Source organism: Rhizobium sp. PvP014 (assembly GCF_017876855.1).
In the GTDB taxonomy this organism is placed as follows: domain Bacteria; phylum Pseudomonadota; class Alphaproteobacteria; order Rhizobiales; family Rhizobiaceae; genus Neorhizobium; species Neorhizobium soli.
This window is the reverse complement of sequence record NZ_JAGIOT010000002.1, coordinates 959840-974441: the sequence shown is the minus strand read 5'-3', so window position 1 is coordinate 974441 and position 14602 is coordinate 959840. Positions and strand designations below refer to the sequence as shown.

Here is a 14602-nt window from a genome sequence, read left to right as displayed (position 1 = left end):
GCGAATGGCGGATATTCTCAAGAAGATCGAAGCCTATAAGCGCGAGGAAATCGCAGCGGCGAAGGCAAGCGTGCCGCTCACTGAGCTGAAGGCTCGTTCCGCCGACCAGCCTGCTCCGCGCGGTTTTCTGCGTGCATTGCAGGCGAAGAAGGATGTCGGCGTTTTCGGTCTCATTGCCGAAATCAAGAAGGCGAGTCCTTCGAAAGGGTTGATCCGTGCAGATTTCGATCCGCCGTCGCTCGCCGCAGCCTATGAGGCCGGCGGTGCAGCCTGCCTGTCTGTTCTAACAGATACGCCGAGCTTTCAAGGTGCGCCGGAATTCATGGTCGCAGCAAAGGCTGCCTGCGCCCTGCCCGTTCTGCGCAAGGATTTCATGTTCGAGACCTACCAGGTGCACGAAGCGCGCGCCTGGGGAGCCGACTGCGTTCTGATCATCATGGCTGCGCTGTCGGATGACGACGCGCTGGCGATCTACGAGGCCGCCGGCGAGCTTGGCATGGATGCGCTGATCGAAGTGCACGACGCCCCTGAAATGGAGCGGGCGCTGAAGCTCGAGGCGCCGCTGGTGGGGATCAACAACCGCAATCTGCGCACGTTCGAGCTCGATCTCGCCATCAGCGAGACACTTGCACCGATGGTGCCAGCCGATCGACTCCTCGTCGGCGAAAGCGGCATTTTCAGTTATGCCGACTGCCAGCGGCTTCAGAAGGCTCATATCGAGACCTTCCTCGTCGGTGAAAGCCTGATGCGTCAGGACGACGTTGCTGCGGCGACGCGGCTGCTGCTGTCCGGCCAGCCGACTGCACAGGCAGCCGAATAATGGCGACACTCACCCATCTCGATGCCGCCGGCGAAGCGCATATGGTCGATGTCGGCGACAAGACCGAAACCGTGCGCTCGGCGACGGCCGAGGGTCATGTCAGGATGCTTCCGGAAACGCTCGCGCTGATTCTGGCTGGCAATGCCAAGAAGGGTGACGTCATTGGAACAGCGCGGCTCGCCGGGATCATGGCAGCGAAGAAGACGAGCGATCTCATTCCTCTCTGCCATCCACTGATGCTGACCAAGGTCTCGGTCGAGATTGCCGAAGACGCCGCCCTGCCCGGCCTGCGCGTCACGGCGACCGCCAAGCTGACCGGCAAGACCGGCGTCGAGATGGAAGCGCTGACGGCGGTGTCCGTTGCCTGCCTGACGATCTACGATATGGCGAAGGCCGCAGACAAGGGCATGCAGATCGGCGGCATCCAGCTTCTCGAGAAGACCGGCGGCAAGTCCGGAACATACCGCCTGGAGGGCTGATGAAGGCACTACTCCCCGTGGCGGATGCCAGGAGCCGGCTGCTCTCTGCAGCGCGTCCGATCGACGATATCGTGAATGTTCCGCTTGGCGAGGCCGACGGTCGCGTGCTGGCTGTCGATCTGGCCGCGAGGCTGACACAGCCACCGTTCGACGCGTCCGCCATGGATGGCTACGCAGTACGGGCAGAGGACGCGTCTGCGGTGGGCACGGAACTGTCGGTCATCGGGACGGCGTCTGCGGGCCATGCCTTCGAGGGCATTGTCGGCCCGGGCGAGACGGTGCGGATCTTCACGGGTGCACCTCTGCCGCGGGGCGCTGATTCCGTCCTCATCCAGGAAGATGCCGAGCGAATCGCGGACGACCGGATCCGCACTGCATTTGCCGTCGTCGAAGGACGGCATGTGCGGCCCCGCGGCCAGGATTTCGCGGAGGGCGAGATCGTCCTCAAGCGCGGCACAGAGCTCGACTTCGCCCATCTGACCGTCGCCGCCGCGATGAACCATCCGACGCTTGGGATCTATCGGCGACCAAGGGTCGCGATCCTTGCGACCGGTGACGAGCTTGTAGTTCCTGGCGGTGTGCCGGCGACCGCGCAGATCATTGCCTCCAATACGTTCGGCGTCGCCGCACTGGTGCGGTCCAACGGCGGCGAGGTTCTCGACCTTGGCATCGTCAAGGACAACCAGGCGGATATCGCTGCAGCTGTCGCACGGGCGCAGCTCGAAAAGGCCGACGTGCTGGTCACGCTCGGTGGAGCTTCTGTCGGCGATCACGACCTCGTCCAGTCGACGCTGAAGGCCGCCGGTATGGAACTCGATTTCTGGCGGATCGCGATGCGTCCCGGCAAACCGCTGATGGTCGGTTCGCTCGACGGCATGCATGTGCTGGGCCTGCCCGGCAACCCGGTCGCAAGCCTTGTGACCAGTCTCCTCTTCCTCGAGCCGCTGCTGCGAAAGCTCGCGCATCTCAGTGAGAGGAACCGCGAGGTCATGGGTGTCACAGCGGAGCCTATCAAGGCGAACGACCAGCGGCAGGACTATGTTCGCGCGAGCGTGACGCGTGACGCGGCGGGAAATCTCGTTGCAAAGGCTTTCGGAAAGCAGGATTCGTCGATGATGAAGATATTTTCGCGATCCGACGGCCTTATCGTGCGTCCTCCGCACGCTCCGGAGCTGGCTGCCGGTGCACCCTGCCCTATATTGCTCATTCGTTCCTAAGGCGCTTTCCAGGCGTCCTTTGCGATGCCTCGAACGGAGAAGCGCGTGCCTGCCGATCATTCAACTGACAAAGACATTCCGACCATCCTGTGGTTTCGCAAGGATCTCCGTCTCGATGACAATGCGGCGCTGAATGCCGCGATCGATGCCGGCGGCTCGGTCATCCCCGTCTATATCCGCGAACCCGACGAACTGAACATCGGGCCTCTCGGTGGCGCGCAGGAATGGTGGCTGCATCATTCGCTGACGGCACTCAAGGGCGCGCTGAAAGCGCTCGGCAGTGACCTCGTCCTCGTTAGGGGAAAGGCCGAGGATGTTCTGTCCGACATCGCCCACAATACCGGCGCCCGCTCCGTCTTCGTCAACCGCGCCTATGAACGCACGGACTACGACCGTGAAATCGCGGTCGCCCTCAAAGACAAGGGCATCGCCATCAGCGCCTTTCATGGCCAGCTTCTCCACGAGCCGGACCGGATCCGCACGGGGGCGGGCAAGCCATTCAAGGTTTTTACACCGTTCTGGAACGCGATGCAGAAGCTCGGCGAACCGCACGAGCCGATGGATACCCCAAAGTCCATCCCTGCCCCGAAGCAATTTCCCCGTTCGGAAAGCCTGGACGGCTGGGACCTGCTGCCGGCAAAGCCGGACTGGGCTTCGGGTTTTTCCGAAATGTGGACACCGGGCGAACAGGGCGCGCGGGAGAAGTTAAAGGACATCATCGACAGGGACCTGCACGACTACAAGCGCGGTCGGGACTTTCCGGCGATCGACGCGACGTCTTCGCTATCTGCCCACCTCACCCATGGTGAGATTTCCCCGGCCCGCATCTGGTACGAGACGAGAGGACTTCCGGCGAAGACATCGGAAGACGTGTCGCACTTCCGCCGCGAGCTTGCCTGGCGCGATTTCTGCTACGGTCTGCTCATCGAGTGTCCCGGCCTCGATCGCGAGAACTGGGACGACAAGTTCGACGCATTCGAATGGCAATACGATGCCAAACAATTCACGGCCTGGACCAAGGGTATGACGGGTTATCCGATCGTCGATGCCGGTATGCGGCAGTTGTGGAAACACGGCTATATGCACAACCGGGTTCGGATGATCACGGCGTCGTTCATGATCAAGGATCTGATGATCGACTGGCGCAAGGGCGAGCAGTGGTTCCGCGATACGCTTGTCGATGCGGATCCTGCCAACAATTCCGCCAACTGGCAGTGGGTGGCCGGCAGTGGCGCCGATGCCTCGCCCTTCTTCCGGATTTTCAATCCGATCCTGCAGGGCGAGAAATTCGATCCTGACGGCGACTACGTTCGCGAGCATGTGCCCGAACTGGCAAAGCTCGACCGCAAATACATCCACAAGCCGTTCGAGGCGCCGGCGGCGGTGCTGGAGAAGGCCGGGATCGAGCTGGGCGAGACCTATCCGAAGCCCATCGTCGATCACGGCTTTGCCCGCGACCGGGCGCTCGCCGCATACAAGGCGCTCAAGTAGAAAAGCGGGCAAAGAAAAACCCGGCCGAAGCCGGGTTTTTCTTGTCTTACACGAGACGGCTCTGTTCGAGCGCTGCCTCGACGAAACTCGCAAACAGCGGGTGCGGATCGAGCGGTCGGCTCTTCAGTTCCGGATGGTACTGAACGCCAATGAACCACGGATGATCAGGATATTCGACCGTTTCCGGCAGAAGGCCGTCCGGTGACATTCCCGAGAAGACGAGGCCGCAGTTTTCAAGGCGGTCCTTGTATTGGACGTTGACTTCATAGCGGTGACGATGGCGCTCGGAGATATCCGTCGACCCGTAGATCTCGGCGATCTTCGTGCCCTTCTTCAGAGCCGCCTGATAGGCGCCAAGACGCATCGTGCCACCGAGGTTGCCGGCGGTTGACCGCTTCTCGAGCTCGTTGCCCTTCAGCCATTCCGTCATCAAACCGACGACCGGTTCCTTTGCAGGACCAAACTCCGTCGAGGATGCGTCTTCGATGCCGGCGAGATGACGGGCGGCTTCCACCACCGCCATCTGCATGCCGAAGCAGATGCCGAAATACGGAACCTTGCGCTCGCGGGCAAACTGCGCTGCGAGGATCTTGCCTTCGGAACCGCGCTCGCCGAACCCACCGGGAACCAGAATGCCGTGAACCTTTTCAAGCCACGGAGCCGGGTCTTCCTTCTCGAAGACTTCCGATTCGATCCACTCAAGATTGACCTTGACGTGATTGGCGATGCCGCCGTGATGCAGGGCCTCGATCAACGACTTGTACGCGTCCTTGAGGCCTGTGTACTTGCCGACGATCGCGATCGTGACTTCGCCTTCCGGCGTGTGGATGCGGTTGCAGACCTCTTCCCAGGCGTCCAGACGGGGCTTGGGAGCGGGTTCGATGCCGAACGCAGCCAGCACTTCCGAATCGAGGCCTTCCTTGTGGTAGGCCATAGGGACGTCGTAGATGTTGGCGACGTCGAGCGCCTGGATGACCGCGGATGGGCGAACGTTGCAGAACAGCGAAAGCTTGCGGCGCTCGGCCTCCGGGATTTCCCGGTCTGCGCGCACCAGCAGGATGTCCGGCGCGATACCCAGCGCCTGCAGTTCCTTGACGGAATGCTGGGTCGGCTTGGTCTTCAGCTCGCCGGCTGCCGCAATGAACGGCATCAGTGTCAGATGCAGATAGATCGTTGTTCCGCGCGGCAGGTCGTTCTTGACCTGGCGGATCGCCTCCATGAACGGCATCGCTTCGATATCGCCGACCGTACCGCCAACTTCGCAGAGGACGAAATCGTAGTCCTCATTGCCCTCGGTGACGAAATCCTTGATCTCGTTGGTGACATGCGGAATGACCTGAACGGTCGCGCCGAGGTAGTCGCCGCGGCGTTCCTTGTCGATGATGTTCTTGTAGATGCGGCCGGTGGTGATGTTGTCGGTCTTGGTCGCCGAACGGCTCGTAAACCGCTCGTAGTGACCGAGATCCAGATCGGTCTCAGCGCCGTCGTCGGTCACGAAGACCTCGCCGTGCTGCGTCGGGCTCATAGTGCCCGGATCAACGTTGAGATAAGGATCGAGCTTCCTCAGCCGAACCCGGTAACCCCTCGCCTGGAGCAGTGCTCCGAGGGCCGCGGCCGCAATTCCTTTTCCGAGGGAAGAAACCACGCCGCCTGTGATGAATACATATCGCGCCATGGGAGCCACCGAATACCTTCTGATTTCTGATTCCGCCAGCGGAATTTTCTTTTTCCGAAAAAAGTCTGTGGAATCTCCACAAACGAAAACCGGCAGGCTTTTGGCCCGCCGGAGTTTGTTGCCTTCAACCGTGCCTTACTGGCCGGTTGGAACGCTGTTCGTCGGAGCGGGCGTTGCCGGGGCCGGTGTCGCCGGAGCCGGTGCTCCCGTTGCCGGTGCTGTCGGAGCAGGCGCTGAACTCGCGCCATCCGATGGGACGCCGTTGCTTGCCGGCGGAGCGGTCGGTGCCGGGCCGAGCTGGTTCAAGATACCATTGCCTGAACCCTGCTGGCTCTGCGGAATGCGGTCGAGAATATCCGTTGGACGCGATTCGTAGCGTGCCAGAATACCGAGCGCCAATGACGTGACGAAAAACAGCGTCGCCAGGATCGCCGTCGTGCGGGTCAGGGCGTTTGCCGTGCCGCGCGCCGACATGAAGCCGGAACCGCCGCCGATGCCAAGCCCTCCGCCTTCGGAGCGCTGGATCAGCACGACGCCGACAAGCGCCAGCACGATCATGAGATGAATGACGATCAGAACAGTCTGCATGAATAAGATCCCTGCCCCGTTGGCGAGGCAATAGAAGAAGTTTGGCGGCTCTTTACATGAGGCCCGCCCGCTTTCCAAGCCCCTATTGAATGGCTCAGGCGGTCAAGGCCTCATAGACGCCGTAGATGGCGAGAAAATCGTCGGCTTTCAAGCTGGCGCCACCGATCAATGCGCCATCGACATTTTCGATCGCCATCAGCTCCGCCGCATTGCCCGGCTTGACCGAGCCGCCGTAGAGGAGACGCATCCCCTTGCCGTCGTCGCCGAACCGCTTCACAAGTTCTGCGCGCATGAAAGCATGCGCGGCTTCCACATCGCTTGCGGTCGGCGTCACGCCGGATCCGATCGCCCATACGGGCTCGTAGGCAATGACCGTGTTTGCGGCCGTCGCATCATCTGGCAGGGAGCCATCGAGCTGACGCTTCAGAATATCCAGTGTCTGACCGGTGTCGCGTTCCTCCGCCGTTTCGCCGACGCAGACGATCGCGATCAATCCGGCTGCATGGGCAGCCTCGGCCTTGGCGCGAACCGTCGCGTCCGTTTCACGATGATCGACGCGCCGTTCGGAATGGCCGACGATCACATGCGTGCCGAAGCAGTCGGCGATCATGTTTGCTGAAATATCACCGGTATGCGCGCCGCAATCCTTCCGATGACAATCCTGGGCGCCGATCATCAGCGGGCTGTCTGTCGAAAGCGCCGTCGCCACATAGAGAAGCGTGGCCGGCGGGCATATCAGGGTTTCGACCTTTTCCGAGAGAGGTCCCATCACGCCCTGAGCAATCGCCTTGATCTCGGGAAGGCTGTCCCTCGTGCCGTTCATCTTCCAGTTTCCGGCAATAAGCGGGCGAATTTCTGGTGTCATGTCGATCCCTGTTCCTCTCCTCCAGCCGACGCCGTTGAGCGCCGCCACCTAAACGTGCAGAACAGGCCTCCCGACATGTCCTTTCACACTTCGTACGCTGAATAATGAACGCATTTCAAGTGCTTGGATGGATCATGGATGCCGGGACACCGGCCTAGAGCCCACTCATCGCGCACCGCAAGCGATGCACGCCGCGATTCAATCGGTTGAGATCCATTGAAACGCCCGATTGCGCTTAAACCGGTTATTTGTGGGCAATAAGCACGAAATTGAGGGCTTTGCGCCAGTCGATCATCCGGATCGGCGTTCCGTGCCCACCCGTGTTGAAAACGGACATACGGACCGGGTATCCGGCGCTCTGCAATTTCCGGTAGATCTCGGTCTGTCCGCTGGCTGCGTAGACGCTGTCGGCACTGCCATGGGCGATATAGACCGGCAGTTTCGCCTTGGCGAACGGCGTCGACGGCAGACCCGGATCAGGTGGACCGCCGAGCAGGACCATTCCCTTCAGAGAGCGGATCTTCGTGGCGTCACGGCTCACGGCCTGACAGATGAAGCCACCCATGGAGGCGCAGGCGAGGATGATTGGACGTCCAGTCGATTTCTCCGACGCATAGCGGATAAGGGCGGCGATATCGGCTGCACCTTTGTCGTCGAAGGATTTTACGCTTGGCGAATAGTAGGTCCCGCCTGACGCGGTGACGAGGTTCTTCAGCCGGTTGAAATTGCCGCCGAACGTGTAGTCGTTGACGCCGAGCCGCCTGTCGCCGCCCCTGCCGTGAATGAAGATCACCGTGAAGGCGCCACCTTGAGAAGGTCCCACCCTGGTGACATCAAGGGTCCGTCCGGAGAAGGCCAGGGTTTCATTTTCCTGGACACGGCGCGGTCCAAGCGCCACATAGGCATTCTTGACCCGCCGCTCAGGCTCACTGTCACGACCGTTGATGTCGCGCAGTTCCTGATAGTCGATCACCTCGTAAGCGCCGCCGTCCTTAGTCTCCAGCACCTCGAACCTGGAGAAAAGCTCGTCCTTGAACGGCTTGATGGGGCCTTCCTGCGCGAGGCTTGCTGAAGCGGTGAACGCGACCATGCCAGCAAGAAGCGTGCCGAAAAAGAAATGAACTGTGGACATGCGGGCTTTCATTCGGAACCTTCTGTCTTCCAACTTGCCATGCTAAAGCCGAGGCAGCATTGCTGGCAGAGCCGCCGTGTGCGTACGGCATCGCGAGAAAGCCGGTTTTCTTGCAAAATCGCATGTGATTCGAAACAGCACGAGATGGGTATGGCTATCTCCTCCGCACCCCGACAGGTAGTACCGACACCGCCAATGGATGACAATAACGACCTTTTTGCCGATACGCCCGCTCTCCCCAGATCAGCGCCAGCGGAACCTGTACCCGCCGTCAAGGCAGCGCCTTCGCCGCGACGTCCGGCTACAATCGCCGCCGACGGCGACGACTACGGCGCATCGTCGATCCGCGTGCTGGAGGGGCTGGAACCGGTGCGTATGCGCCCCGGCATGTATATCGGCGGCACGGACGAAAAGGCTCTCCACCATCTGTTTGCCGAGGTCATCGACAACTCGATGGACGAAGCCGTGGCCGGCCATGCCAATTTCATCGAGGTGTATCTGGATACCGAAGGTTGCCTGACTGTGACCGACAACGGTCGTGGCATTCCTGTGGAAAACCATCCGCAGGTGCCCGGCAAGTCGACGCTCGAAGTCATCATGACCAAGCTTCACGCCGGCGGTAAGTTTGACGGAAAGGCTTACGAGACCTCGGGCGGCCTCCATGGCGTCGGCGTCTCCGTCGTCAACGCGCTTTCCGACATGCTGGAAGTAGAGGTTGCGCGCAACAAGAAGCTCTATCGCCAACGTTTTTCCCGCGGCGTTCCGCAAGGTGGGCTCGAAGAACTCGGTGACGTACACAATCGTCGCGGCACCCGCGTCCGCTTCCATCCGGATCCGCAGATCTTCGGCGATCACGCGAAGTTCGATGCCGGTCGCATTTTCCGCATGGCGCGCTCGAAGGCTTATCTGTTCGGCGGCGTCGAAATCCGTTGGAGCTGCGATCCGTCACTGGTTCAGGCCGGTGGCGATGTGCCGGACAAGGCAGTCTTCCATTTTCCCGGCGGTCTGAAGGACTATCTTTCGGCCACGCTCGGCAAGGATTTCACCGTCACTCGCGAAATCTTTGCGGGCCGCACCGAAAAGACCGGTGGTCACGGCGCCATGGAATGGGCCATCACGTGGTATGGTGGCGACCCGCAGGTTCACTCCTACTGCAACACCATCCCGACGACCGAAGGCGGCACGCACGAAGCCGGGTTGCGCATCGCGCTGACCAAAGGCCTGAAGAATTACGCCGAACTGACCCAGAACAAACGTGCCCGCGAAATTACCACTGATGACGTGATGATCTCGGCCGTGGGCATGCTGTCTGTCTTTATCCGCGAGCCGGAATTTGTCGGCCAGACCAAGGACAAGCTTGCGACCGTGGAGGCTCAGCGGCTCGTCGAGAACGTTCTGCGCGACCCCTTCGATCATTACCTGACCGGAAATCCCAACGAGGCCGCGAAACTGCTCGACTGGGTGATCGAGCGCTCCGAAGAGCGGCTTCGTCGCCGCAAGGAAAAAGAGGTCAATCGCAAGACGGCCGTGCGCAAGCTGCGCCTTCCCGGCAAGCTTGCCGATTGCTCACAGAACACGGCCGAGGGCGCCGAACTGTTCATCGTCGAGGGTGACTCGGCTGGCGGCTCGGCGAAGCAGGGCCGTAACCGGTTGAACCAGGCCATTCTTCCGCTCCGAGGTAAAATCCTCAACGTCGGCTCGGCAAGCCGCGAGAAACTCTCGGCCAACCAGCAGATCGCAGATCTCGTGCAGGCGCTTGGCTGCGGCACGCGTACGAAATACCGCGAGGAGGATCTTCGCTACGAGCGGGTCATCATCATGACCGACGCCGATGTCGACGGCGCCCATATCGCATCGCTGCTGATCACGTTCTTCTATCAGGAAATGCCCGAACTCATCCGCGGCAGCCATCTTTATCTGGCCGTGCCGCCGCTTTACGTCATCCGGCAGGGTGGCAAGACCGTCTATGCCCGCAACGACGCGCATCGGGCCGAATTGATGGAAACGGTGTTCAAGGGCAAGAAAGTCGAAATCGGTCGCTTCAAAGGCCTTGGCGAGATGATGGCTGCGCAGTTGAAGGAAACGACCATGGACCCCGCCAAACGCACGTTGCTGCGCGTCGGGATCGACGAGGTGGATTTCGAAGGCACGCGCGAGGCGGTCGACAATCTGATGGGTACACGGCCCGACGCGCGCTTCCGGTTCATCCAGGAACGCGCCGCCTTTGCCGATAACCTCGATATCTGATTGCTGCGACCGGAAGACTTCCGGTCGCATTTTGAAGCTATCGTTCCAGAACCTTGCTGACGGCGGCGATCAACGCCGTCGCTTCATAGGGCTTGCGCACAACCGGCGCTGAAAATGTCGCTGGAATGATAGAGCGATCGCTGTATCCCGTCGCAAACACGAAGGGCACGTGACGACGCAGAAGTTCTTCCGCGATTGGAAGCGACGTACCGGATCCCAGATTGACATCGAGGATCGCGACGTCCGGGGTGAAATCCTTGAGGCGGCGAAGCGCGTCCGAGACCGAAGGCGATGTCGATACCTTGTCGATACCATTGTCCGCCAGCATCGCCTCGACATCGGCTGCGATCAGCATCTGATCTTCCACAAGAAGGAACTCCAGATTGCCGAGTGATCGCTCGCTCGCCGTCCGTCCGCCGAGCCCATCCAGGTGGAGATCGTCCTCGGATGCCGCGTCATCATCTGCGTGAACGTGCTTGGAGGGGATGACAAAGACCGCGTTGACGCCCTCGGGCGGATAGTCGACCGATGCCCGACCATCTAGCTCGAAGGGCATGCTGCGGCTGATAAGGACACTGCCGAACCCACTGCGACTGGGCGCCTTTGTGACCGGACCACCGGTTTCTTTCCAGGTCAACTCGCAGTCGCCATCGGCGCTTCGGCCCCACTCGATGTCGAGCCGACCGTCAGATACCGAGAGCGAACCGTATTTTGCAGCATTGGTAGACATTTCGTGCAGGACGAGGGCCATGACGGAAAACGCACGGCTATCAAGCCAGAATCGCGGTCCGCTCATCGTCACGATGCGGCCGCTTCCCTTATAGGGCTGCAGTTCGGCTTCGAGAAGGTCGGCCAGATGTCCGCCATCGCCGCTGCGGACGACCTGATCATGCGCATAGGCCAATGCCTGAATGCGTCCCTTCAGCGAGCCGACGTAATCGGACAGCGGTCTTGAGTCATCCACAGGATGCCCCACGAGCGCCTTGATCACAGACAGGATGTTCTTGACGCGGTGGTTGAGCTCCTCGTTGAGCATGCGCTGGCGCACGTCCGCCTTACCGCGCTCGTCCGCAAGCAGTTCGTTATGATGCAGTACGGTTTCGACAAGAACTGCCCTGATGGCGTCGGCAATCTCGAGATCCGTATCGGTCCAAGGTTGAGCCTTGAGGCGTACCTGTTCTTTCCAGATGGCGAAGCTCGACCTCGGCGTCAGTCGCTCCCCATGCGGTCCGCTGGTATACTGCTTGTCGGGATTGCCTGCCCAATCGAGGGTCTGCACGACTTCCTTGCGGAAGAAAAACAGATAGTCGCGAGGGCGCTGGGACAACGAAATGGCAAGAACGCCGCTCACGTCGTCCGGCGAGATCATCGACAACGGTAGCGACCGAGACAATTCGGCCGTCGACCAAATCCGTCCGCCTGCGACGCCGCCGACCAGTTCCGCCAGTTCGGCAACGAGATGCTCCTGTGGCACGAGGCCCTGCCCCGTCCAGATCCCGTCAAGCCAAAGCCCGACCCCATCGCAGGGTAGCATGCCGCCGAAATCATCCAGCGAACTTCTCAACAGCCCGCTGATATCGTTGTGGTTGGAAGCGATCTGAAGGAATCGGTCAAGCGAACGTCTGGCAAGATTTGCCGTTTCGACCAGTTGCTTTTGTTTCAGCGCGCTCAAATGCAGGGAGAAGAACTCGCCGAACGTTTCTGCCGCAACGCGCTGGGGCATCGACAAGGTCTTTGGCGAATAGTGGTGGCAGGCCATCAGCCCCCACAACTCCCCATCAACGATGATGGACACCGACATCGAGGCAGAGACGCCCATGTTGCGAAGATACTCGCAGTGGATCGGCGAAACACTCCTCAGATGCGCGAAGGACATATCAAGCGGCAGGCCGTCTTCGCCCAACTCAGGGACGATGGCCACACGCTCGTTGTCAGCGTTGGAGATGACGCGGATGGTGTTCTTGATGTAGAGAATGCGTGCCTGTTTCGGGATATCCGCTGCAGGAAAATACTGGCCCTTGAAGCTCTCGAGGTCGCGGCGTTTGTATTCGCTGACGACCTTGCCGGACCCTTCCTCCTCGAAACGATAGACCATCACGCGGTCATATCCGAGCATGGCGAACATCAGCCTTGCAGCGTTCTCGATAAGCCTGTCGATGCTCTTCATGTTGCGAATGCGGCTGATCAACATGCGCGCAACTTCGAGCGGCTGATCGGCATCGTTGGAAGCCGGCTCGAACTCGATGATCACCTTGGAATCGAAACGATGCAACGAGATGTCGAAAGCTTTGCCTGACGGGAGTCGCAAGGCATGGCGTAGCGCCGGGCGTGCTGGATCATCAGAGGTCGCGAGCGCGTTGCGAAGCGAATGGGCCGCTTCGCCACCGACGACGTCCTCGAGCCTCCGGCCGTTGATGTCACCTTCAACACCGAGCATCTCTCCGACATTCGCAGAGTGGTGAAGAATCTCAGCGCCAGTTAAGTCGCAGGCAAGAATGCAACCATGCGGTTGAATGCTCCCTGGGATGTGAATTGGCTCGCGGTCGCAATTTGTGAGGTCGACCGCCTCCGCATTGAGCATCATTAAAGTCCTTGGATCTCGTCTCTTATAAAACACGCGTACGTTACGGTTATCTATTGTTCTGCTCTACCGAAACAAGGGGCGCTGACAAAGACGGTTTAGCCATCGCGATGCCCTAGACGAAGTTATGGTTCGGTGTTTTCACATTTGTATCGTATCTGAAGGATAGGCAGACGATGAAGGGCTCGGTTAAGAGGTCCACGGTAGGCTTGCAGCGTAATGGCCGAGACACCATATCGGCGACAGCAATCGGGAGTGGCAGTATATCGTGAGCGCGCAAGATGATCGGAACATCCCTATAGAACCGCGTTGGCTGGGACCGGTCTCTCCCAATCGCATTGCTCTGATACCGGCGATATCGGCAGCTCGATGGCTTCTGGTCCTGATTGTTGCTGCGTCGATTTATTTCTTCTACGGCTTCCTTGTGCCGGTTCTGGCCGCCTTGGTCATTGGATTTGCGAGCTGGCCACTTTATCGCAAGCTCTTGGTCCGCGTTGGCGGAAACACGACAATCGCCGCGACGCTTGCCATTCTGTTCATCCTCGCCTTTCTGATTGTGCCGATCGGCGTCGCGATCAGCTACACCACGGGTGAACTGCGCCAGTGGTTCAGCTGGGCGGTCGAAGTGAACAGGTTCGGGGCACCGCCTCCAGCCTGGATCATCGGCCTTCCCTGGGCCGGTGATTGGCTCGGGTTGCAGTGGACAAAGCATGTTGGGTCACCTGGCGCCATCGGCGAGCTTGTACAGATCGTTAGCGGAGCCAATATCGGCAATATCTACCGCGCCGTGATTGCTGCCGGAGATGGCGTCTTCCATCTCGTTCTGACCATGCTGTTCATGATGATCGCGCTGTTTTTCGTTTATCGTGACGGCGCATCGTTTTCACGCCAGATTGATCTCGTTGGTGAGCGCATCCTGCCGTCGCGGTGGGAGCGGATTTCGCGTGTCGTACCGGCGACAATTAGTTCGACGGTGACCGGGATGACGTTGATTGCGATCGGCGAAGGCATCGTGCTTGGCGTGGCCTACTGGATTGCTGGCGTCCCCTCGCCTGTGACACTTGGGGTCATCACTGGTGTAATGGCGCTTATTCCGGGCGGCGCGCCGCTTTCGTTCACGCTGGTATCTGCCTATCTCGTTGCCAACGGCTCGTTCGTCGCAGGGATCGGGCTGTTCACGTGGGGTGCGGTGGAATTGTTTATCGTCGACAAGACGGTTCGTCCGCGCCTGGTTGGCGGCCCGATCAAACTGCCATTCCTTCCCACATTCTTCGGCCTTGTTGGTGGTGTGAAAACCATGGGCTTTCTCGGACTGTTTATCGGTCCGGTTCTGATGGCGCTGATTGTGTCGATATGGCGGGAATGGATTCGCGAGGTCCGGATGGCAGAGACGACCGAAGTGCAATCGGCCGACCTTGCGGTGTCGCCCACCGAAGCGGCGGAGCGGGCCTATAAGCGAAAGGCGCAAACGCCTTAAGCGTTCAGCCCCGCTGCCGTGACGCCTCGC

Annotated in this window: 11 protein-coding genes; 6 read left to right on the top strand and 5 right to left on the bottom strand. The window is 60.2% G+C overall.

Annotation, left to right across the window (positions count from 1 at the left end; genetic code table 11):
* Positions 1-4 precede the first annotated feature (4 nt).
* Genes trpC through J3A65_RS09415 form a run of 4 tightly spaced genes read left to right on the top strand, consistent with a single transcriptional unit; the run spans position 5 to position 4007 of the window.
* Positions 5-820 carry an indole-3-glycerol phosphate synthase TrpC gene (gene trpC / locus J3A65_RS09430; RefSeq protein WP_209900862.1) on the top strand — a complete coding sequence of 272 codons (816 nt, stop codon included), beginning with the start codon at positions 5-7 and terminating at the stop codon, positions 818-820.
* The gene (gene moaC / locus J3A65_RS09425) at positions 820-1299 is read left to right on the top strand and encodes a cyclic pyranopterin monophosphate synthase MoaC (protein ID WP_113110503.1); all 480 of its coding nucleotides are present in this window, start codon (positions 820-822) and stop codon (positions 1297-1299) included. The genes trpC and moaC overlap by 1 nt, the downstream gene beginning before the upstream one ends.
* Positions 1299-2516 (top strand): gephyrin-like molybdotransferase Glp, encoded by a 1218-nt coding sequence (glp, locus tag J3A65_RS09420; protein WP_209900860.1) that lies wholly within the window; start codon positions 1299-1301, stop codon positions 2514-2516. Before moaC ends, glp begins: the two co-directional genes overlap by 1 nt.
* A gap of 45 nt (positions 2517-2561) precedes the next feature.
* Positions 2562-4007 (top strand): deoxyribodipyrimidine photo-lyase, encoded by a 1446-nt coding sequence (locus J3A65_RS09415; protein WP_348635210.1) that lies wholly within the window; start codon positions 2562-2564, stop codon positions 4005-4007.
* A 46-nt stretch (positions 4008-4053) separates the two neighbouring features.
* Here the strand turns inward: J3A65_RS09415 and J3A65_RS09410 are convergent, their stop codons facing one another.
* The 4 genes from J3A65_RS09410 to J3A65_RS09395 form a co-directional block, all read right to left on the bottom strand.
* Complete coding sequence (locus tag J3A65_RS09410) at positions 4054-5682, bottom strand: CTP synthase (RefSeq protein WP_062456928.1); 1629 nt, start codon at positions 5680-5682, stop codon at positions 4054-4056.
* Between the two features lie 135 nt (positions 5683-5817).
* Positions 5818-6270, bottom strand: coding sequence for a preprotein translocase subunit SecG (gene secG / locus J3A65_RS09405; protein ID WP_062456931.1), 453 nt, complete (start codon positions 6268-6270; stop codon positions 5818-5820).
* 94 nt (positions 6271-6364) lie between these two features.
* The gene (gene tpiA / locus J3A65_RS09400) at positions 6365-7135 is read right to left on the bottom strand and encodes a triose-phosphate isomerase (RefSeq protein WP_174196660.1); all 771 of its coding nucleotides are present in this window, start codon (positions 7133-7135) and stop codon (positions 6365-6367) included.
* A gap of 244 nt (positions 7136-7379) precedes the next feature.
* Positions 7380-8267, bottom strand: coding sequence for an alpha/beta hydrolase (locus J3A65_RS09395; RefSeq protein WP_209900855.1), 888 nt, complete (start codon positions 8265-8267; stop codon positions 7380-7382).
* Positions 8268-8462: 195 nt separating this feature from the next.
* Here J3A65_RS09395 and parE point away from each other — a divergent pair, with 195 nt between their 5' ends.
* Positions 8463-10514, top strand: a complete 2052-nt coding sequence (gene parE, locus J3A65_RS09390) for a DNA topoisomerase IV subunit B (RefSeq protein WP_209900852.1) — start codon at positions 8463-8465, stop codon at positions 10512-10514.
* 37 nt (positions 10515-10551) lie between these two features.
* Here the strand turns inward: parE and J3A65_RS09385 are convergent, their stop codons facing one another.
* Positions 10552-13095, bottom strand: a complete 2544-nt coding sequence (locus J3A65_RS09385; RefSeq protein ID WP_209903418.1) for an HWE histidine kinase domain-containing protein — start codon at positions 13093-13095, stop codon at positions 10552-10554.
* 292 nt (positions 13096-13387) lie between these two features.
* Here J3A65_RS09385 and J3A65_RS09380 point away from each other — a divergent pair, with 292 nt between their 5' ends.
* Positions 13388-14572 carry an AI-2E family transporter gene (locus J3A65_RS09380; RefSeq protein WP_348635227.1) on the top strand — a complete coding sequence of 395 codons (1185 nt, stop codon included), beginning with the start codon at positions 13388-13390 and terminating at the stop codon, positions 14570-14572.
* Positions 14573-14602: the final 30 nt, after the last annotated feature.

Coding starts and splice junctions, on each gene's coding strand:
- trpC (WP_209900862.1), top strand. CDS start 5: ATGGCGGATATTCTCAAGAAGATCGAAGCCTATAAGCGCGAGGAAATC.
- moaC (WP_113110503.1), top strand. CDS start 820: ATGGCGACACTCACCCATCTCGATGCCGCCGGCGAAGCGCATATGGTC.
- glp (WP_209900860.1), top strand. CDS start 1,299: ATGAAGGCACTACTCCCCGTGGCGGATGCCAGGAGCCGGCTGCTCTCT.
- J3A65_RS09410 (WP_062456928.1), bottom strand. CDS start 5,682: ATGGCGCGATATGTATTCATCACAGGCGGCGTGGTTTCTTCCCTCGGA.
- secG (WP_062456931.1), bottom strand. CDS start 6,270: ATGCAGACTGTTCTGATCGTCATTCATCTCATGATCGTGCTGGCGCTT.
- tpiA (WP_174196660.1), bottom strand. CDS start 7,135: ATGACACCAGAAATTCGCCCGCTTATTGCCGGAAACTGGAAGATGAAC.
- J3A65_RS09395 (WP_209900855.1), bottom strand. CDS start 8,267: ATGTCCACAGTTCATTTCTTTTTCGGCACGCTTCTTGCTGGCATGGTC.
- parE (WP_209900852.1), top strand. CDS start 8,463: ATGGATGACAATAACGACCTTTTTGCCGATACGCCCGCTCTCCCCAGA.
- J3A65_RS09385 (WP_209903418.1), bottom strand. CDS start 13,095: ATGCTCAATGCGGAGGCGGTCGACCTCACAAATTGCGACCGCGAGCCA.